Origin of the sequence: Streptomyces sp. DH10, assembly GCF_029813805.1 — a bacterium.
GTDB lineage: Bacteria > Actinomycetota > Actinomycetes > Streptomycetales > Streptomycetaceae > Streptomyces > Streptomyces coeruleofuscus.
Map to the genome: position 1 here is coordinate 94,704 of NZ_JARVKU010000026.1, position 20,023 is coordinate 114,726.

Here is a 20,023-nt window from a genome sequence, read left to right on the forward strand (position 1 = left end):
ATGACGGAGTGACGACATGACCATCAGCACCACACGCCGCACGGTCCTTCTCGCGACGGGCGCGACAGGCGCGGCGGCGCTCGTCGCGGCCTGCGGCGGAGGCGGCGACGACGACAGCGGCTCCGTGCCGACGGGTTCCGCCACCGACCAGGAGGCGGGGACGAGCGCCCCCGCCGGCCAGGAGCTGGCCTCCACCGACGAGATCCCGGTCGGCGGCGGCAAGATCTTCAAGGACGAGGAGGTCGTCGTCACCCAGCCCGAGCAGGGCCAGTTCAAGGCCTTCTCGGCGATCTGCACCCACCAGCGCTGCACGGTGGCGTCCGTCTCCGACGGCACCATCAACTGCGTCTGCCACGGCAGCAAGTTCCGCATCGCCGACGGCTCGGTGGCCCACGGCCCGGCGACGCGGCCGCTGCCGGCCGAGCGGATCACGGTGGAGGGAGATTCGGTCCGGCTGGCGTGAGGGTTCCGGGTACGCCCCACACGGCCACCACGGGCGCCAGGTCGATGTCCGGGAACGTCGGTCAGCCGTCACGCGTCCCAGAGCGCGCCGAGGGTCAGCAGTTCGCTCCGGTACTCGACGCGGTCGGCCCACTCGCCCGGCCACGCCTCCGCACCCAGGTACGCGCCGGCGAAGGCGCCGGCCAGGCAGGCGATGGAGTCCGAGTCGCCGGCGGTGCAGGCGGCGCGGCGCAGGGCGGTCACCGGCTCGTCGGCGAAGAGCAGGAAGCACAGCAGCCCGGTCGCCAGGGCCTCCTCGGCGATCCAGCCCTCGCCGGTGGCCAGGCAGGGGTCGGTCTCCGGCGAGACGGTGCGCACGGCGTGCTCCAGCCGGTCGAGGATCGCCAGGCACTCGTCCCAGCCGCGCGCGATGAACTGCTCGGGGCCCGGATCCTGGGCCCGGCGCCACAGGTCGCCGAGCCAGCGCTCGTGGTAGTGGCTGCGGTTCTCCAGGGCGTACGAGCGGAGCAGACCGATCAGCCCGGCCGGCTCGGCGCCCTGCGCGAGCAGGCGTACGGCGTGGGCGGTGAGGTCGGAGGCCGCCAGCGCCGTCGGGTGACCGTGGGTCAGCGCGGACTGCAATTGCGCGGCGCCCGCGCGCTGTTCGTCACTCAGGCCGGGGACCAGCCCCAGGGGTGCGACACGCATGTTGGCGCCACAGCCCTTGGAGTGGATCTGACTGGCGTCCTGCCAGGGACGGGACTCGTCCTTCAGCAGCGAGCAGGCCTTCAGGCAGGTGCGCCCGGGAGCCCGGTTGTTCTCCGGCGACTGGAACCAGTCGACGAACTCCTCACGCAGAGGACGGGCCAGTCGCAGCGGCGTGAGCAGACCCCGGTCCATCGCCGTCCGCACCGCCCGTCCGAGTGCCAGCGTCATCTGCGTGTCGTCGGAGACAAGAGCCCTCTTCGGCAACGCCAGCTCGCGCCACGGTCCGTGCTCGGCGACGATCGCCGGCACGTCGCTGAACTCGGTCGGATACCCCAGCGCGTCCCCCAGGGCGAGCCCGGTCAGCGCTCCGGTGGCGGCTTGCTTGTAGACGAGCGTGGCCATGTCAGAAGTCCTTCCGTCCCCGCGCCCTGAAAGGCACGGGGAGCTCGCGGCACCCGGGCTGTGCGCGTAAGCCTAGAGATCGACTTCCTGCATCAGCATGCCGACCTCCGTGTTGGACAGCCGCCGCAGCCAGCCGGACTTCTGGTCGCCGAGGGTGATCGGGCCGAAGGCGGTGCGGACCAGCTTGTCGACCGGGTAACCGGCCTCCGCGAGCATCCGGCGCACGATGTGCTTGCGGCCCTCGTGGAGAGTGACCTCGACGAGGTAGTTCTTGCCGGTCTGCTGGACGACCCGGAAGTGGTCCGCGCGCGCGTAGCCGTCCTCCAGCTGGATGCCGTCCTTGAGCTGCTTGCCCAGGTCGCGCGGGATCGGGCCGACGATGTGCGCGAGGTAGGTCTTCTTCACGCCGTACCTGGGGTGGGTCAGCCGGTGGGCCAGCTCGCCGTGGTTGGTGAGCAGGATGACACCCTCGGTCTCGGTGTCGAGCCGGCCGACGTGGAAGAGCCGGGTCTCGCGGTTGGTGACGTAGTCACCGAGGCACTGCCGCCCCTCCGGGTCCTCCATGGTGGAGACGACTCCGGCGGGCTTGTTCAGCGCGAAGAACTGGTAGCTCTGCGTGGCGACGGTCAGGCCGTCGACCTTGATCTCGTCCTTCTCCGGGTCGACCCGCCGCCCCTGCTCCAGCACGATCTCGCCGTTGACCTCGACGCGGGCCTCGTCGATCAGCTCCTCGCAGGCGCGCCGGGAGCCGAAGCCCGCGCGGGCGAGCACCTTCTGGATGCGCTCGCCCTCCTGCTCGGCGCCCGGGAAGGTCTTCGGGAGCTTGACGTCCTTCTTCCCGGCGTACCGGTCGCGGTTGCGCTCCTCGATCTTCGCCTCGTACTCGCGGGGGCGCGCCGGGGCCGTACGACCGCCCTTCTGGGGCTGCTTGGGCCCGCCCTTGGCCCCGCCGCGCGCGGCGCCGCCGCGTCCGGCCTTGGGGCCGTCCTTGGTCGCTCCGGGGCCCACGTCGTAGCGGCGCTCCTCCGGGCGGGGCTTGCGGGGGCGGCCCTGCCCCTGCTTCTGGTCCCTGTCGTTGCCGGCGCCGCGGTGGTTACCGCGCCCGCCGCTCTTGCCGCTGCCGCTGCTTCGCATCAAATTTCCGTCTGGTCGTCTTCGTCGTCGGTACCCGGGGTGACCGGGCGGCCCGGCACGTCGTCATCAGGCGCGTCCGGGTCGAACGACGGTACGCCTTCCTGGGTCTCGGCCTCGATCGCCTCAGCCTCCGGGAGGAAGGGCGCGAGTTCCGGGAGCTCGTCCAGACCGCGCAGGCCCATCCGCTCCAGAAAGTAGTTCGTCGTCGTGTACAGGATCGCACCTGTTTCGGGTTCCGTGCCCGCCTCCTCGATCAGACCGCGCTGGAGGAGGGTGCGCATGACGCCGTCGCAGTTGACTCCCCGTACGGCGGAGACCCGGCTGCGGCTGACCGGTTGCCGGTAGGCGACGACGGCCAGGGTCTCCAGGGCGGCCTGGGTGAGACGGGCCTGCTGGCCGTCCAGCACGAAACGCTCGACGGCGGGCGCGTACTCGGCGCGGGTGTAGAACCGCCAGCCGTTCGCCACGAACCTCAGCTCGAAGCCGCGCCCCTGGACGATGTACTCGTCGGCCAGCTCGCGCAGCGCGTCCGCGATCTGGCGCTTCGGCCGCTCCAGTATCTTCGCGAGGTGCTCCTCGGTCGCGGGCTCGTCCACGACCATCAGGACGGCCTCCAGAGCGGGCTTGAGATCGAGGCCGGCGACGGCACTCAGCCCGGCCGGGACCTCGGTGGCTTCCTGGCTCATGCCTTCTTCTCCTCCTTCGGCGGCTCGGGCGGCCGGTCGAACTCGTCGGTGACGGTCGGTGTCTCCTCCCCGTCCCCGCCGGTCCACCGCACGAGCAGTTCACCGAGCGCGGTCTCCTGCTCCAGCTCGACGGCCTTCTCGCGGTACAGCTCCAGCAGCGCCAGGAACCGGGCCACGACGGTCAGTGTGTCGTCGGTGTCCGCCACGAGCTCCCGGAACCCAGCCTCGCCGAGCTCCCGGAGCCGCGCGACGACGATCGCGGCCTGCTCCTGCACGCTGACCAGCGGGGCGTGGATGTGGTCGACGTACACCTGCGGCTTGGGCTTGGGCTGCATCGCCTTCACGGCGAGCTTGGCGAACCCTTCCGCGCCGATGCTGATGACCACTTCGGGCAGCAGCTCGGCATGGTGGGGTTCGAGCCCGACGGTGCGCGGATGGCGCCGGGCCTCGTCGTCGAGCCGCCCGCTGAAGATGTCGGCGATCTGCTTGTACGCGCGGTACTGGAGCAGCCGGGCGAACAGCAGGTCCCGGGCTTCGAGCAGCGCGAGGTCGGCCTCGTCCTCCACCTCGGCGGCGGGCAGCAGCCGTGCCGCCTTCAGATCGAGCAGCGTGGCCGCGACGACGAGGAACTCGGTCGTCTCGTCCAGGTCCCAGTCCGGCCCCATCGCCCGGATGTACGCCATGAACTCGTCGGTCACCTTCGACAGCGCGACCTCGGTGACGTCCAGCTTGTGCCGGGAGATCAGCTGGAGCAGCAGATCGAAGGGCCCCTCGAAGTTGGCGAGCCGGACCTTGAAGACCCCGTCATCGCCACCGGCACCGTCGGCCGATGGCCGGCCGGTGGCCCCCGGCTCGCTCCCGCCCCTCGGGGCCTGCGCTCCGGGGTCCGCCCCGGCTTCGGCCAGGGCCTGCGGAGGAACAGCCTCGACTCCCGGCTCCGGAACGGCGATCTCGGCGTGGGTACCGGCCGCGGCGGCGGAAGCGAGCGCCTCATGCCGGGACCCGGCCCCGGCGGACCCGGCGGCCGGAGGGGCGGTGCCAGCCGCAACCACCGGCCCTGGAGCGGCGGCATGCTCACGCCCCGCCACCGGCCCAGGGGGAAGATGACCTGCCGCAGACCCGGGGCCGGACGCGCCGTCCACTTCCGGGGAAACGCCCTCCCGGCCCGCCCCCGGATCAGCGGCAGCCGTGGGCTCCTCCCGGGCAGGCCCGACCCCACGCTCCGGTCGGGACCTTCCGGCCGCCGTCCCCGGCTCGGCAGGGACCTGTCGCTCCCCACCGCCGGGCGCCTCCTCGGCGGCCGACGCCCGCGCGCCGGCCGCTTCCTTCCCGGAGCGCACGCCGGACGCGGCAGCCTCGGCGTTCACCCCAGACCCGGCACCTTCAGGATCCTCGGTGGTCACGCCAGACTCGATGGTGTCCTCGGGCGGCTCACCGGGCCCGGGCTCATCCGTCGGCTCAACCGGCGGAGCCACCCGCGGAGCCCCCGGCCCACGCCCCAACGCGCGCCGGCGGCCGGACGGGCCGCCGACGGGCGGTGGGGAAGCGTTCGAGGTCATGGCCCCCGCAGGCTACCGCTACCGCCCGCGCAGCCGTCGTACGAGGATGCTGGCGTCCCCGCGGGTCTCCAGGTCGGCGAGGACCACGGCGACCGCCTCGCGGACGATACGGCCGCGGTCGACGGCCAGGCCGTGCTCGCCGCGGAGCACGAGACGGGCGTGCTCCAGGTCCATGAGCTCCTCGGCCGACACGTACACCGTGATCTTCTCGTCGTGCCGCTCACGGCCGCTGGGACGGCGCGCGGCGGCCCGCCCGCGCTTGCGCGGTGCCGCCGCGGCGGCACCGGCCGCACCCGCGGCAGAACCTTCCTGCGCCGCCTGCCGCCGGGCGGAGCCGGAGCGGCTGCGGGACTCCCCGGCCTCGGCCGACTCCGAGTCCGCCGCGACGTGCTCCGCGCCCTCGCCGTCACCGCCCTGCACGGGCACCGACTGCGGCACGTCCTCCGCGCCCGCTGCCGCCGCCGCGTCGCCCTCCCCCACCGGAGCGGGCACCCGGGCGTCGCCGTTGGCCTGGCGCCTGGGCGTGGACGACTGAAGCCCCATCCCCCCTGTCGTACGGAAGAGTTCGTCGGCCCCCGGCAGACTCACTCGGCGTGACACCGGGCGAGCACCTCCCTGGCGAGCTGGCGGTAGGCGGCGGCACCGACGGAGTTGGAGGCGTACGTGGTGATCGGCTCTCCGGCGACCGTGGTCTCCGGGAACCGGACCGTGCGCCCGATGACCGTGTGGTAGACGTGGTCGTCGAACGCCTCGACGACACGCGCGAGCACCTCACGGCTGTGCACCGTGCGCGAGTCGTACATCGTGGCGAGGATCCCGTCGAGCTCCAGGTCGGGGTTGAGCCGTTCCTGGACCTTCTCGATGGTCTCGGTCAGCAGGGCCACACCGCGCAGTGCGAAGAACTCGCACTCCAGCGGCACGATCACCTTGTGCGCGGCCGTCAGGGCGTTCACCGTGAGCAGGCCGAGCGAGGGCTGGCAGTCGATGACGATGAAGTCGTAGTCGTCCAGCAGCGGCTTCAGGGCGCGTTGCAGGGTCGACTCGCGGGCGACCTCGGAGACCAGCTGGACCTCGGCCGCCGACAGGTCGATGTTGCTGGGCAGCAGGTCCATGTTGGGGACCGCCGTCTTCAGCAGCACCTCGTCGGCCGCCATCCCCCGCTCCATGAGCAGGTTGTAGACGGTGAGGTCGAGTTCCATCGGGTTGACGCCGAGTCCGACCGACAGCGCGCCCTGCGGGTCGAAGTCCACGAGCAGGACACGGCGTCCGTACTCCGCGAGCGCGGCACCCAGGTTGATGGTCGACGTGGTCTTGCCGACGCCGCCCTTCTGGTTGCACATCGCGATGATCTTCGCGGGTCCGTGGTCGGTCAGCGGGCCCGGGATCGGGAAGTACGGCAGCGGGCGTCCCGTCGGGCCGATGCGCTCCCGGCGCTGTCTGGCCGCGTCGGGCGCGAGAGTGGCCGCGTACTCGGGATCGGGCTCGTACTCCGCGTCGGGGTCGTAGAAGTGCCCCTCGGGCAGTTCGTCGTAGTCGGCGAAGTGGTTGTGGGGCGCGCCACTTCCGTCGCCGGCCATGGCGTTCACGTGATGGCCATCCATCTTCTGGTGTGCTGTGTGAGTCGCCTGCTGACTCTGGTGGGCTGCGAAGGTGCGCACAGCGACGGAGCCGACAGCCGCGAACCCCGCGGGCTCCTGGTCCCGTGCAGGCATTCCTGGTTGACCACCCCCGGGAGTAAATGTCGACTCATTCACAAGTCGTCTTACCTCCTTGGTGACCAGGAAACTTCTAGACAGGTCAGCGTGGCACCATGCCGACGATTGGCGACTCTATGGCGTGTCGGGCGTCCGCAGCAACACAATCCGCCGGACCCGGCCCGATGTGTCGGCAATGAAACATCCCGCTGTCAAGGGCGTACGGCCGTCGCACGGCAGGTTTCACCGGTGTGCGAATCGGTTGAAGGGTTACGTTCGAGGCGAGTTGCCCGAGAATCGCGAAGTGACCATACACACATCCAGCCGGACCTTGTCGGGCAAGGTCCGGCCGGGTGCGCGGCGTTGACGACCTGTGTTGACGTATCGCCTTTGCCTGTTGGTGACTTAGCCGACTTACCGGCCCACGGGCTCAGCCGAGCAGCGAGGACAGCTCGACGTGCTCCACGTCGTGCGCCTCGGCGACCTCCTTGTAAACGACCTTGCCGTCATGGGTGTTGAGACCCTTGGCGAGCGCCGGGTCGCGGCGCAGCGCGTCCGCCCAGCCGTGGTCGGCGAGCTCCACGATGTAGGGCAGCGTGGCGTTGGTCAGTGCGTAGGTGGAGGTGTTCGGCACCGCGCCGGGCATGTTGGCGACGCAGTAGAAGACCGAGTTGTGGACCTGGAAGGTCGGCTCGGCGTGCGTGGTCGGACGGGAGTCCTCGAAGCAGCCGCCCTGGTCGATCGCGATGTCGACAAGGACACTTCCGGGCTTCATCCGCGAGACGAGCTCGTTGGTGACCAGCTTGGGGGCCTTGGCGCCGGGGACGAGGACGGCACCGATGACGAGGTCGGCCTCCAGGCAGGCCTTCTCCAGCTCCAGGGCGTTGGAGACGACGGTCTGGATCTTCGTGCCGAAGATCTTGTCCGCCTCGCGGAGCTTGTTCACGTCCTTGTCGAGCAGGGTCACGTGGAAGCCCAGGCCGATGGCGATCTGCGCCGCCTGCCAGCCGGAGACGCCGCCGCCGATGACGACGGCCCGGCCGGCCGGCACACCCGGGACGCCGCCGGGCAGCACGCCGCGGCCGCCGTTGGCGCGCATCAGGTGATAGGCGCCGACCTGCGGGGCCAGCCGGCCCGCGACCTCGGACATCGGGGCGAGCAGCGGGAGCGCGCGGCTGGGCAGCTCCACCGTCTCGTAGGCGATCGCCGTGGTACCGGACTCCAGCAGGGCGTCCGTGCACTCCTTGGAGGCGGCCAGGTGCAGGTAGGTGAAGAGCGTCTGGTCCTTGCGGAGGCGGTGGTACTCCTCGGCGATGGGCTCCTTGACCTTCAGCAGCAGGTCGGCGGCGGCCCACACCTCGTCGGCGGTCTCCAGGATCTGAGCACCGGCGGCCACGTACTCCTCGTCCACGATCGAGGAGCCGACGCCGGCGCCGCGCTCGATGACGACCTGGTGGCCATGACGCACCAGCTCGTGCACGCCGGCGGGGGTGATGGCCACCCGGAACTCGTTGTTCTTGACCTCGCGGGGGATGCCGACCTTCACGTCGATCACGGTCCTTGGCTCAGAGGGTATGGGTGCATTACTAGACATACCCGGGCGCGCACGGGCACACCGGGAGAGACCGCAGGAGAACGTGCGGCAGAGCCAGTCTAATGAAGGTGTTCCCGCTGTCTAGCCTTCCATTGCATCAATCTTCAGCGGATGCGCTACGGATTTCGCAGGCGTCAGGTTCCGGTTTCCGGTGTGAGTCGCCGTTCGAGGCCGCCACGGGCTCTTCCTCGTCCTCCTGGTACTCGCCAAGAATCCGCTCGGCGGCGCCCCGGTGCAGCCGGGCCGACGCGGGGTCGCCGAGGTGCTCGAGGGTGTCGGCGACCCGCAGGTGCAGCGCGGCCTGCAACCGCGTGTCCTCGGCCCGCCGTGCCCACTCCACGGCCTCCCGGCAGGTGCGCAGCGACTCCTCGGGCCGGCCCGCGTACGCCTGGACCCGCGCCAACTCGCTCAGCGCCCGCGCCTGGGCGGCCACGTCGCCGCTCTTGCGGTGCCCGGCGATCGCCGCGCGCCAGTTCCGCAGGGCCTCGCCATAGCGGCCCGCGTAGGTATGGGCGGCGGCGATCCGTCCGTACAGCCGGGCGGCGTCGGCTCGCTCGTCCCGGGCGAGCCGCTCGACCAGGGCCCGGCCGAACCAGTCGGCGGCCCGGTCGAAGTCGCCGAGCTCCAGGTGCGCACCGCCTACGGATTCCATCGCGCGGCCGGTCGCGTACGGATCGTTCACCTCGCGTCCGGCGTCCAGCGCGGCCCGGTAGCGGGCCAGCGCGTCGGTCGTGCGGCCGGTCCGGGCGTCGAGGTCGCCGAGGTTGAGCAGGGCCGCGGCCCGCTCGCGGGGCAGATCGCGGCGCTCGGCCACGTCGAGGACCAGGCTGTGGATGTCGTAGAGGTCGGGCGCCGCCGCCTGGGTGCCGACATGCGCCACCATGGCCCGCACCAGCTGGGACATCAGCCGCCGGGCCAGCGTGTCCAGCTGCCCGTCGGCGACCGCGAGCCGGGCCGAGGCCAGCAGGGCGGGCCGGGTCACGCGCAGCCACTCGGCGGCCGCCCGGGGCGTGGAAAAGCGCAGGGCTCGCGGCAGGTCGAGGAGCTTCTGGCGGGCCTGGGGGCTGTCGGTCTCCGTGATCGCCCGGCAGGCCTGGAGCAGTCGTACGGTCCGCTCCAGCATGCGCGCGCGGGCCAGCTGGAGCTCGGCCGGGCGCTCGTGGCGCTCGGCGAGGACGCGGAGCTCGGCGTGCAGACAGCCCGGCACCTCGTACTGCGGCAGCGGCGAGTCCACCGCGTGCAGGAAGCCCAGGGCGACGAAGTCGTCCAGGGTGCTGCGGGCGCCGGCGACCGAACAGCCGACGAGGGCGGAGGCGGTCTGCGGGTCGACGAGTCCGGCCGGTGCGAGGGCGAGCAGGCGCAGCATCCGGGCGGCGGTGGCGGGCAGGGCGGCGTAGGCGAGCCGGAAGACCCGGTTCAGCGCGTTCCCCTCGGCGTCCTCGGCGCGCAGTTGTTTGGCGAGGTCGGAGACGGCCGCCTGGGGGCGGGCGGCGAGCCAGCCGCCGGCCAGCATCAGCGCGGCCGGCTGCCCCTGGCACTCCTCGGCGAGGCCTTCCGCGGCCCGGGGGTCGACGGTGATGCGGACCGAGCCGGTGTGCCGGGACAGCAGGTCCACCCCGGACTTGGCGTCCAGGCCGCCCAGGGTGCACGGGCGGACGTCCGAGATGCCGGTCAGCGGCCCCCCGGAGACCGCGATGACCAGGCAGTCCGGGGTACCGGGCAGCAGGGCGTCGACCTGCTCGGCATCGGCCGCGTCGTCCAGCAGGAGCAGCGCCCGGCGGTCGGCCAGGGCGGCGCGCAAGGCGTCGGTGAGATCGTCCTCACAAGCGCCGGCCGGAGCCTCCTCGTCCAGGGCGGCGAGCAGGTCCCGGGCGGTGCGCTCGACCCGTACGGGGGTGCCGTCGGGGTCGCTCAGGCGGGCGCGCAGCACCCCGTCCGGGTAACGGTCCGCGACCTGCCGTGCGAGTTCCTCGGCGAGTGCGGTGCGCCCCGAGCCGGGCCGGCCGGCGATGAGCAGCACGCGCGCGTGGGGCGGCTTGCGGCCGGCGAGGGTGTCGAGCCCCGCGCGCTCGATGTCGGCGCGCAGTTCCTTCAACTCGCGTGTGCGGCCCAGGAATCGGCTCTCCCCGGAAGCGTGTCCGGTCAGCCGCACGTCGCCTGTCTCCACGACCTGATCCGTCACGGGCCACACTCCCGTCCCACCACACGCACAAGCCCGCCGGGACTCCGGTCCGGGCGTGAACAGAGCCTAGTTCACGCTCTGCAACGCCCCGGCCGAAGCACGACGGGCACGGCGGGCACATCCCCCGATCGGATCAGCCGATCTTCACACCACTGCCGGAGCTGCTCACAGGCAACCACCAGCGGGCCTTCGTGCCGCTGGGAAGACCGCCCCCTGCGACGGGAGGGCGGGGGTGTCGCGTCGCCCGGTGCGACGGGACGCCGCTGTCCCCGCCCTCCTCGAGCTCACCGCTTCGCTCACGCGGAGGCGCCAGGGCCGGTCACGCGAGCAGCGTGTCCGGCGGCCGGATCCTCCGCCCGGCCGACATCGGCCACCCGGCCCTGAAGCACCGCCCGGCCCTGGACCACCGCCCGGACCTAAACCACCGCCTGGCCCCATCCACCACCGGGCCCTGCTCCACCACCGGGCCCAGGACCACTACCCTGATCCGGCTCCGCCCCGGGAGGGTTCACGCCTCGAACGGACGCGCCGGCCACGGCGCCTGGGCCGGGCGCAGTGCGTCCAGGCCGTCGCCGGCGCGCGCGGCGACCAGGGAGAGGACGCCCACGACGAGGCAGTTGTTGTGCAGTTCCCCGGCCAGCACGCCCCGGACGAGGTCCTCGACCGGCACCCGGTCGAGCTCCATGTCGGCCTCTTCCTCCTCGACGGCGAAACGCTCGCCCTCGGCCTCGGACAGACCGCGGGCGAGGAAGATCCGGACGGCCTCGTCGCAGCCGCCGGGGGTCGTGTAGACATCGGTCAGCACCCGCCAGTCCTCGGCCTTGACGTGCGCCTCCTCGTACAGCTCGCGCTGCGCTGCGTGCAGCGGGTTCTCGCCGGGTACGTCGAGCAGACCGGCCGGGATCTCCCACAGCTTGTGGCGCACGGGGTGGCGGTACTGGCGCAGGACCAGGACGCGGTCGGCCTCGTCGAGGGCGAGGACGGCCACGGAACCGGGGTGGACCTGGTAGTCGCGGCCGACCACGGTGCCGTCGGGCATGACTACGTCGTCGGTGCGGACGGAGGTCTTGTTGCCCACGAAGGGGGTATCCGTCGCCCGGATCTCCCATTCCTCCGGGGTGTCCTTGATCGTCATGCCTGTCCTCCCACGTGCCCGGCGCGACTGCGCGTACCGGGCCCGACGTGCCGAAAAGAAACCGGGGTGCACACCCTTTGAAGGGATGCACCCCGGCCACCGTACAACTGGTGTGTTACTTCGAAGTCTTCCGCTCGACCGCGGCCTTGACGAGCCCGGCGAACAGCGGGTGCGGGCGCGTCGGGCGCGAGCGCAGCTCCGGGTGTGCCTGGGTGGCGACCAGGTACGGGTGGACCTCGCGCGGGTACTCGACGTACTCGACGAGCTTGCCGTCCGGGGACGTGCCGGAGAACAGGATGCCCGCCCGCTTCTCCAGCTCGGCGCGGTAGGCGTTGTTCACCTCGTAGCGGTGCCGGTGGCGCTCCTCGACGTACTCCTTGCCGTCGTACACCTCGCGCACGATCGAGCCCTCGGCCAGCTTGGCCGGGTACATGCCGAGCCGCATGGTGCCGCCCATGTCACCCTCACCGGCGACGATGTCGAGCTGCTCGGCCATCGTGGAGATGACCGGGTGGGCGGTGGCGGGGTCGAACTCGGTGGAGTTGGCGTCGCCGATGTCGGCCAGGCTCCGCGCGGCCTCGATCACGATGCACTGGAGGCCGAGGCAGAGGCCGAGCAGCGGGATCTTGTTCTCGCGGGCGTACTTGATCGCGCCGACCTTGCCGAGCACACCGCGGTCGCCGAAGCCGCCGGGGATGCAGATCCCGTCGACGTCGCCGAGCTGCGCCGCGGCGCCCGCCGGGGTCTTGCAGTCGTCGGAGGTGACCCACTTGATCTTGACGCGGGCGCGGTTGGCGAAGCCGCCGGCGCGCAGCGCCTCGGTGACCGACAGGTAGGCGTCGGGCAGGTCGATGTACTTGCCGACCAGTGCGAGGGTGATCTCGTGGTCGGGGTTGTGGACGCGGTCGAGCAGGTCGTCCCAGGTCGTCCAGTCGACGTCGCGGAACGGCAGGTCCAGCTTGCGGACCACGTAGGCGTCCAGGCCCTCGCCGTGCACGGTCTTCGGGATGTCGTAGATCGAGCGGGCGTCGGGGCAGGCGACCACGGCGGCCTCGTCGACGTCGCACATCAGCGAGATCTTCCGCTTGATCGCGGTCGGGACCTCGCGGTCGCAGCGCAGCACGATCGCGTCCGGCTGGATACCGATGTTGCGCAGAGCCGCAACCGAGTGCTGGGTGGGCTTCGTCTTCAGCTCACCCGAGGGGCCGATGTACGGCAGGAGCGAGATATGGACGACGAAGACGTTGTCACGGCCGACCTCGTGACGGACCTGGCGGACGGTCTCCAGGAACGGCAGCGATTCGATGTCGCCGACCGTGCCGCCGACCTCCGTGATCACGACGTCGACCTCGTCCGTCGCCATGCGGCGGATGCGGTGCTTGATCTCGTTCGTGATGTGCGGGATGACCTGCACGGTGTCGCCCAGGTACTCGCCGCGCCGCTCCTTGGCGATCACGGTCGAGTACACCTGGCCGGTGGTGACGTTCGCGGACCCGTCCAGGTCGCGGTCGAGGAAGCGCTCGTAGTGGCCGATGTCCAGGTCGGTCTCGGCGCCGTCGTTGGTGACGAACACCTCACCGTGCTGGAAGGGGTTCATCGTGCCGGGGTCGACGTTCAGGTACGGGTCGAGCTTCTGCATCACGACGCGCAGGCCCCGGGCCTTGAGCAGCATGCCGAGGCTGGAGGCCGTCAGGCCCTTGCCGAGCGAGGAGGCGACACCCCCGGTGACGAAGATGTGCTTGGTCGTCGAATTACGAAAAGCAGCGGGCGGCATGGCCAAGACGGGGCTCCCGTGGTCGCGGTCTGGGGGTGCGGTACGGCTGCCTGCCGGAGGATTCCGGGGGGTCGCCGTCGCTGCGGTTCGGGGGTTTGCTGCCCACCGGTCCACGGGCTACCAGCGTATCAGCGCCGCGGGGCGATGGCTTCCGGCCACGCTCCGCGCACGCGCCGACACGGATACGGTGGCCCTCACGGGTCTCTCACCCGTTGCTCACTCGTTCGGCGTACTCGCCTTGCCTGGAGGGGCACCCGGAACATCGGCGTGCGTCGTATCCTGCTCGGACACTCGCTGCCGAGCCCGCCGGCCCAACGGCACCACCCCCCGCCCGTAAGTACCGGAACAACGTGAGCTCGTCAGTTCGTTGAGCAACAATTGGCGCTTTGCATCACGGCTGAGTGACCTGTTTTGCTTCATCGCTCAACGACGAATTGCAACACTTGCTGAAAATCCCCCTTGACCGCACTAGCGACAGCCCCCTTGCGGGGTGACGTGGCCGTTCGACTGGAGTTGCACGTGGCCGGGCGCATCGAAGACTACGCACTCATCGGAGACATGCAGACCGCTGCCCTGGTCTGCCGGGACGGCACGGTGGACTGGCTGTGCCTGCCCCGCTTCGACTCGCACGCCATCTTCGCCGGCCTGCTGGGCAACGAGGAGCACGGCTTCTGGCGGCTCGGGCCCGCGTACGCCTCCGACCAGCAGCCGCCCACCGCGGCCCGGCGCAGTTACCGCGGTGACTCGCTGATCCTGGAGTCCGAGTGGGACACCCAGCGGGGCACGGTCCGGGTGACCGATTTCATGCCGCCGCGTGACGGCGCCCCGCAGCTGGTCCGGATCGTGGAGGGCGTCTCGGGCCGCGTGCCGATGCGCTCGGCCCTGCGGATGCGGTTCTCCTACGGGCGGGTGGTGCCGTGGGTGCACAAGCACGAGGGGCGCACGGTGGCCGTGGCGGGCCCCGACTCCGTGTGGTTCGACACATCCGCCGAGACGTACGGCAAGTCGCTGACGACGTACGCGGATTTCACGGTCGCCCCGGGTGACCGGATCGCGTTCACGATCTCCTGGCAGCCCTCGCACAAGGAGCCGCCGCCGCTGCCCGAGCCGGAGCAGTCGCTGGAGGCGACGGAGGACTTCTGGCGCGAGTGGGTCGACCACTGCACGTACCACGGCCCCTACCGGGAGGCCGTCGTCCGCTCGCTGATCACGCTGAAGGCCCTGACGTACGCCCCGACCGGCGGCATCGTCGCCGCGCCGACCACCTCACTGCCGGAGGACATCGGCGGCGTCCGCAACTGGGACTACCGCTACACCTGGCTCCGGGACGCGGCGATCACCCTGTCCTCGCTGCTGCGCACCGGCTACCGCGAGGAGGCCCGCGCCTGGCGCGAGTGGCTGCTGCGGGCCGTGGCCGGCGACCCGGAGAACCTCCAGATCATGTACGGCATCGCCGGCGAGCGCGAGCTCGGCGAGGCGGAGCTGGACTGGCTGCCGGGCTACGAGAACTCCACCCCGGTCCGGGTCGGCAACGGCGCCGCGCACCAGCTCCAGCTGGACGTCTACGGCGAGGTCACCGAGGCCCTGCACCTGGCCCACATGACGGGTCTCGCGCGCAACGACTACGCCTCGCTGCTCCAGCTGAAGCTGATCCGCTACCTGGAGGACCACTGGCAGGACCCGGACGAGGGCATCTGGGAGGTGCGCGGCCCGCGCCGCCACTTCGTGCACTCCAAGGTGATGGCCTGGGTCGCCGTCGACCGCACGATCAAGCTGATCGAGTCCGGCGACGCCGACGGCCCGCTGGAGCGGTGGAAGGAACTGCGCGACGACATCCACCGTGACGTGTGCGAGAAGGGTTACGACAAGGAACGCAACACCTTCACGCAGTCGTACGGCTCAAAGGAGCTGGACGCGTCGCTGCTGCTGATCCCGCAGATGGGCTTCCTGCCGCCGGACGACAAGCGCGTGATCGGCACCATCGAGGCGATCCAGCGGGAGCTGTCCACGCCGGACGGCTTCATCCTGCGCTACCCGACGCAGGGCGACAACGAGGGCGTGGACGGCCTGCCCGGCGACGAGGGCGCGTTCCTCGCCTGCTCGTTCTGGATGGCCGACGACCTGGCGATGATCGGCCGCGTGGACGAGGCCCGCAAGCTGTTCGAGAAGCTGCTGTCGCTGCGCAACGACCTCGGCCTGCTGGCGGAGGAGTGGGACCCGCACCTCCAGCGCCAGGTCGGCAACTTCCCGCAGGCGTTCAGCCACGTGCCGCTCATCGACACCGCGCTGCGCCTGACGGCTTCGGGGGCCTACGGGGGCTGATCGAGTCCGTCCGGTCCGCAGACGAGGACGACGTCGTGCCGGCCGTGCGGTTCGCCGGGGGGCTGGATCTGCGCGTCGTCGTTCGCCGGGCGAGTATCCGGTGCCCTACCGGGACGCGTCCTGGGCGGTGCATCCCTTCGGCATCTGGGCGGACCCGGCGGACGACGAGCGGTGCGTGCGGTGGGTGCGGGACGTGCGCGCAGACGTAACGGCCGTGGAGCCCCGGCGCGGTCCACCTGAACTTCATCGGCGGCGAGGGCACCGAGCGGGTGGTCGCCGGCCTGGGCGTCGAGAACACCCGGCGGCCGGCGGAGCTGAAGCGGCGTTACGACCCGGACAACGTGTTCCGCTTCAACCACGACATCACGCCGGCCTGAGGGCCGTGAGCGTCCGCTCCCCCGCCGGGTCGCCCGCCGTGGCCGGGACCAGGGCGATCTCGTCGAGGCCGGCTTCGGCGTAGGCGTCCATGCGGGCGCGGACGGTGCCGATATCGCCGACGAGGGCGACCGTGTTCGCGGCCTCGGGTGGCAGGGCCCGCAGCAGGGTCTCCCGGTCGGCTCCCTTGGCGGCCAGTTCGACGACCGCGGCGAGCCCCGCCTCGACGAACATGTCGCTGTAGCCCGGCACGGCGAGATAGCCGACGACACTGCGCAGGACCTGCGTGAGCGTCTCCGGCTCCGGGTCCACGGCGGCGGGCAGCCAGGCGGCCAGCCGCGGCGGTGTACGCCCGGCCCGCTCGGCCGCGGCGAGCATCCGGGCCCGCAGCACTCGGACCTGCTCGGGGGAGACGAGGTCGAGCAGCATCCGGTCGGCGTGCTCCACCGCGGCGGTGATCGCGCGCTCGCCGAACGCCGCGACGGTCACCTCGCCTCCGGGCGGCCGCAGCCGGCGCGGGAAGCCACTGCCGGGAACGATCGGCTCGCCCGGCGCGCCGTGCATCAGTGCGCGTACGGCCGCCGCCGACTCCGCGAGGGCGGCGGCGGGCCGGGTCCGCGGCCGGCCGTGCACGCCCTCGACGACCCGCTTGCTGGACGTGCCCAGGGCCACGCCGACCGGCCGGCCGGTGACGGCCGCGGTGGACGCGGCGCCCCGGACGATGGTGAGCGGGTCGCGCACCGACACCGGCACGGGCCCGGCCGTCAGCGTCGCCTGCCCGGTGGCCGCACCGATCGCCGTCGCCAGGACGAACGAGTCCCACGTCGGTCCTTCGCCCGCCCACACCTCCCGGTACCCGAGCCGGTCGGCGAGCACCGCCACCCGCAACGGCTCCTCGACCGGACTGTCGTCCTCCCGCCCTACGGCGACCACGCTGATGTTCATGACCGCGCCCGTACCCGGTCGTCCCCGGCGTACTCCCCACTCCGTCGTCCACGAGATGTCCGGGAGGCACCCGCGCGGGTAGCGTCCGGCACATGGACAGCGGGACGGACAGCGGTTACGACCCCCAGGGCGCCGGGATCACCGTGCAGCGGGCACTGGAGCTGCCGGGGCTGCGCAGCGGGCTGCCCGAGGTGCTGGCGGGCGCCGACCGGCTCGGGCGGACCGTGCGCTGGGTGCACGCTGGGGAGGTGCCGCACATCGCCTCGCTGCTCAAGGGCGGCGAGCTGCTGCTGACCACGGGCTACGGACTCGGCGCCCGCCCGGCCGAACAGCGGGCGTTCGTGCGCACGCTGGCCGAGCGCGGCATCGCGGCCCTGGTCGTGGAACTCGGCCCGCGCTTCACCCGGCTGCCCGCCGCCCTGGTCGACACGGCCCGTTCGGCCGGGCTGCCGCTCGTCCAGCTGCACCGCGAGGTGCCGTTCGTCACGGTCACGGAGGAGATCCACACCGAGATCGTCAACGGCCACTACGCGCTGCTCCAGCGGGCCGAGGAGGTGCACCGGCGGTGTACCCAGGCCCTGCTGGGCGGCGGCGGGGTGCCCCAAGTCCTGGGCATCCTGGCCGACTTCGGCGGCAACCCCGTCTTCCTGGAGACGGCGGACGGACAGTTGCTGTACGCGGCCGGGGCCGGTCCCGAGGGCGCCGATCCGCTCCAGGTGTGGGAGGGACTGCGCGGCCAGCACAAGGACGAGCCGCCGCTCGCGGGCTCGGTCCTGGTGGACGTGCCGGGCGGCGGGCCCGGCAGCGGGGGCGTCCGCGCCCGCCTCGTCCTGCTTCCGGTGCGGGCTTCCCTGGCGCCGGTGCACCGGATGGCGGCGGAACGGGCCGCGGGCATCCTGGCCGTGGTGCTGATGCAGGCACGGCAGGAGGAGGAGCTCGCGGCGCGCGGACGCGGCGACTTCCTCACGGACCTCGCCGAGGGCCGGGTCACGGCGGAGGACGCCCCGGCGCAGGCGCGCGTGCTGGGCTTCCGGCCGGGCGACGGCCCGCTGCTGCCGGTCGTCATGCGGCTCGGGGACGCCCTGTCTCCGGGGGGAGGCTGGGCGGTGCTGGCCCGGGCGGTGTCCGAGGAACTGGCCTCGGTGGGCGTGCCGGCGCTGCTCGGGGTACGGCCGGTCGAGAGCCGGCTGCTGGTCCTGCTGGGGCTGCGCTCGGAACCGGAGCGGGCGACGGTCGCGGACCGGGTCGCGGCGGCGCTGCGGGCCGGTGTGGAGCGAGCCGGGATGCTGCGGCCGGGCGCGCCTCCCGTGGTGGTCGTGGGCGTGGCCGGCGGCTGGACGGCTGCGGCCTCGGGCCTGCGGCACGCCGCCGAGACGGCCACGGCGGCCCAGGGCCTGCCGGACCGGCCCTGGTACGACGCCCGGCGCCTGGACATCGATCTGCTGGTGTGGCGGCTGCGCGGCCATCCGGACCTGGCCGCCTTCGTCGACCGGGCCCTCGGCCCGCTCCTGGAGCACGACCGGCGCTCCCGGCCGCCGCTGCTGCCCACCCTGTCGACCTACCTCGCCCATGCGGGCCGCAAGGCGGAGACGGCCCGGGAGCTCCACCTCAACCGGCAGACCCTCTACAACCGCCTGGCGCGCATCGGGGAGTTGCTGGGCACGGACCTCGACGACCCGCAGACGGTACTGGCCCTGAGCCTGGCCCTGCGGGCCCGCAGGCACGTCCTCCAGAGCCCCGAGGCGCTCTAGGCCAGGGGCCTGAGCTGGGTCAACTCGTCGTACACGCTGAGGACTTGGGCGACCGTCTCGTCCTCGCTCGGCCAGGTCGCCGCCTGCCGGGCGCCCTTGGCCTTCAGCAGTTCCCGGCGTTCGGGGTCGCCGAGCAGGCGTACGACGGTGCCGGCGAACGCCTCGGCGTTCCCGGGCGGGACGAGTTCGGCCGCGTCACCGACGAGTTCGGGGATGCCGCCGACGTCGGTCGCGACGAGCGGCACGCGCGCGTGGAGGGCCTCCTGGGCGAGGACGGAGCGTGCCTCCTCCCACCGGCTCGGCAGCAGGGCGAGGTCGGCGGCGGAGAGCAGGTCGGTGATGTCGTCGCGCCGCCCGATGAGCCGGACGGGCAGCCCCTCGCCCTCGATCCGCTCCTGGAGTTCGCCGCGCAGCGGCCCCTCGCCCGCGATCACGACCAGGGGCACGGGATCGAGCCGGCGCCACGCGCGCGCGGCGTCCAGCAGCACGTCGTACCCGCGGTGCCGCTCCAGGGAACCGACGGCCATCAGCAACGGCCGCCCGATCGCGCCGAGTTCGGCGCGCACCTTGGGCCGCAGCCGGTCGGGGTCGTCGGGCTCCACGGGCCCGCGGGGGCCGGGCAGGGCGACGGCCGCGAGCCGCGCGTCCCGCGCTCCGGTCCGCCGCGCCCGGTCCACGAGGGCCGAGGTCGTCCCCAGCACCACGGTGGCCGCCTTCACGACCCGCCGCTCCAGGACCCGCAGCAGATGGGCGCGGGCCCCGTCGGCGTGCGCCCGGTCGTGCCACGTCACGACGAGCGGAGTCCGCACGCGCCGCCCGCTGAGAGCGAGCACGGTACGGAACGAGGCGTGCAGCCCGTGCGCGTGCACCAGATCGGCGTCGGCACAGGCCGCCCGCAGGGCCGCCACCGACACCGGGTCACTGCTGCGCGGCACGTGCACATGGTCGGCCCCGACGCCACTGAAGTCGTAGGAGCGATCCGCCTCACAGGGAGCGCATACCGTGACTTTCACGCCCCTCGCGACGAGCCCCGCGGTCAGGGAACGCACATGCGCACTGCTGGCCGCGTTGCCTCCGCCCAGCACCTGCACGGTGCGCAACGGCGACTGGCCATGCGGTGAGTGGCTGCTCACGGGGGTCACGTGGCCGGGCTCCTGGTTCGGGTCGGGCGGTCACCGCGCAGGATTCCCGCGCGTACTCCGCCAAGGATGCCAGGACATATGCGGGTTCCGGGAACGCCCGAAGCCCGGCGGCGCGACCGTGGGGCGCGGCATCGGGGGGATGCGCCGGGCCGGGTCACCCACACGAGTGAAGATCGGCG

At 72.3% G+C, this 20,023-nt stretch carries 15 protein-coding genes and 1 pseudogene; 4 read left to right on the forward strand and 12 right to left on the reverse strand.

The features are described 5' to 3' along the window. Positions 1 to 16: 16 nt before the first annotated feature. The gene (locus QC385_RS37450; RefSeq protein ID WP_279545864.1) at positions 17 to 463 is read left to right on the forward strand and encodes a Rieske (2Fe-2S) protein; all 447 of its coding nucleotides are present in this window, start codon (positions 17 to 19) and stop codon (positions 461 to 463) included. A 68-nt stretch (positions 464 to 531) separates the two neighbouring features. Here the strand turns inward: QC385_RS37450 and QC385_RS37455 are convergent, their stop codons facing one another. From QC385_RS37455 to QC385_RS37500, 10 genes are all read right to left on the reverse strand, one after another. After that, on the reverse strand, positions 532 to 1,551 hold the full coding sequence (locus QC385_RS37455; protein ID WP_279545865.1) for an ADP-ribosylglycohydrolase family protein: 1,020 nt from the start codon (positions 1,549 to 1,551) through the stop codon (positions 532 to 534). A gap of 72 nt (positions 1,552 to 1,623) precedes the next feature. Then, positions 1,624 to 2,685, reverse strand: a complete 1,062-nt coding sequence (locus QC385_RS37460; protein ID WP_279545866.1) for a pseudouridine synthase — start codon at positions 2,683 to 2,685, stop codon at positions 1,624 to 1,626. After that, positions 2,685 to 3,371 (reverse strand): SMC-Scp complex subunit ScpB, encoded by a 687-nt coding sequence (gene scpB, locus QC385_RS37465; RefSeq protein WP_279545867.1) that lies wholly within the window; start codon positions 3,369 to 3,371, stop codon positions 2,685 to 2,687. Before scpB ends, QC385_RS37460 begins: the two co-directional genes overlap by 1 nt. Next, positions 3,368 to 4,423, reverse strand: coding sequence for a segregation and condensation protein A (locus QC385_RS37470; RefSeq protein WP_279545868.1), 1,056 nt, complete (start codon positions 4,421 to 4,423; stop codon positions 3,368 to 3,370). Before QC385_RS37470 ends, scpB begins: the two co-directional genes overlap by 4 nt. A gap of 525 nt (positions 4,424 to 4,948) precedes the next feature. Then, a complete protein-coding gene (locus tag QC385_RS37475) occupies positions 4,949 to 5,530 on the reverse strand; it encodes a hypothetical protein (protein ID WP_279545869.1) in 582 nt (193 codons plus the stop codon). Next, positions 5,515 to 6,642, reverse strand: coding sequence for a ParA family protein (locus tag QC385_RS37480; protein WP_063888884.1), 1,128 nt, complete (start codon positions 6,640 to 6,642; stop codon positions 5,515 to 5,517). The genes QC385_RS37475 and QC385_RS37480 overlap by 16 nt, the downstream gene beginning before the upstream one ends. Positions 6,643 to 7,054: 412 nt before the next feature. Beyond that, positions 7,055 to 8,179, reverse strand: coding sequence for an alanine dehydrogenase (ald, locus tag QC385_RS37485; RefSeq protein ID WP_279545871.1), 1,125 nt, complete (start codon positions 8,177 to 8,179; stop codon positions 7,055 to 7,057). Positions 8,180 to 8,315: 136 nt separating this feature from the next. After that, positions 8,316 to 10,400, reverse strand: coding sequence for a tetratricopeptide repeat protein (locus QC385_RS37490; protein WP_279545872.1), 2,085 nt, complete (start codon positions 10,398 to 10,400; stop codon positions 8,316 to 8,318). Positions 10,401 to 10,908: 508 nt separating this feature from the next. After that, complete coding sequence (locus QC385_RS37495) at positions 10,909 to 11,535, reverse strand: NUDIX domain-containing protein (RefSeq protein WP_020275045.1); 627 nt, start codon at positions 11,533 to 11,535, stop codon at positions 10,909 to 10,911. A gap of 115 nt (positions 11,536 to 11,650) precedes the next feature. Continuing rightward, positions 11,651 to 13,309, reverse strand: coding sequence for a CTP synthase (locus QC385_RS37500; RefSeq protein WP_193504662.1), 1,659 nt, complete (start codon positions 13,307 to 13,309; stop codon positions 11,651 to 11,653). Positions 13,310 to 13,828: 519 nt separating this feature from the next. Here QC385_RS37500 and QC385_RS37505 point away from each other — a divergent pair. Both QC385_RS37505 and QC385_RS37510 read left to right on the forward strand, forming a co-directional pair. Next, complete coding sequence (locus QC385_RS37505; protein ID WP_279545889.1) at positions 13,829 to 15,631, forward strand: glycoside hydrolase family 15 protein; 1,803 nt, start codon at positions 13,829 to 13,831, stop codon at positions 15,629 to 15,631. Between the two features lie 85 nt (positions 15,632 to 15,716). After that, positions 15,717 to 16,008: pseudogene (locus QC385_RS37510) on the forward strand (BBE domain-containing protein); the annotation flags it as partial. Here QC385_RS37510 and QC385_RS37515 read toward each other — a convergent pair. Continuing rightward, on the reverse strand, positions 15,995 to 16,951 hold the full coding sequence (locus tag QC385_RS37515) for an LLM class F420-dependent oxidoreductase (RefSeq protein WP_279545873.1): 957 nt from the start codon (positions 16,949 to 16,951) through the stop codon (positions 15,995 to 15,997). The pseudogene QC385_RS37510 and the gene QC385_RS37515 overlap by 14 nt on opposite strands. A gap of 92 nt (positions 16,952 to 17,043) precedes the next feature. Here QC385_RS37515 and QC385_RS37520 point away from each other — a divergent pair, with 92 nt between their 5' ends. Then, positions 17,044 to 18,702, forward strand: coding sequence for a PucR family transcriptional regulator (locus QC385_RS37520; protein ID WP_279545874.1), 1,659 nt, complete (start codon positions 17,044 to 17,046; stop codon positions 18,700 to 18,702). On the opposite strand, the gene QC385_RS37525 is transcribed toward QC385_RS37520, so the two are convergent. Continuing rightward, on the reverse strand, positions 18,699 to 19,844 hold the full coding sequence (locus QC385_RS37525; RefSeq protein ID WP_279545875.1) for a glycosyltransferase family 4 protein: 1,146 nt from the start codon (positions 19,842 to 19,844) through the stop codon (positions 18,699 to 18,701). The two genes, QC385_RS37520 and QC385_RS37525, sit on opposite strands and share 4 nt — an antisense overlap. Between the last annotated feature and the right edge of the window lie 179 nt (positions 19,845 to 20,023).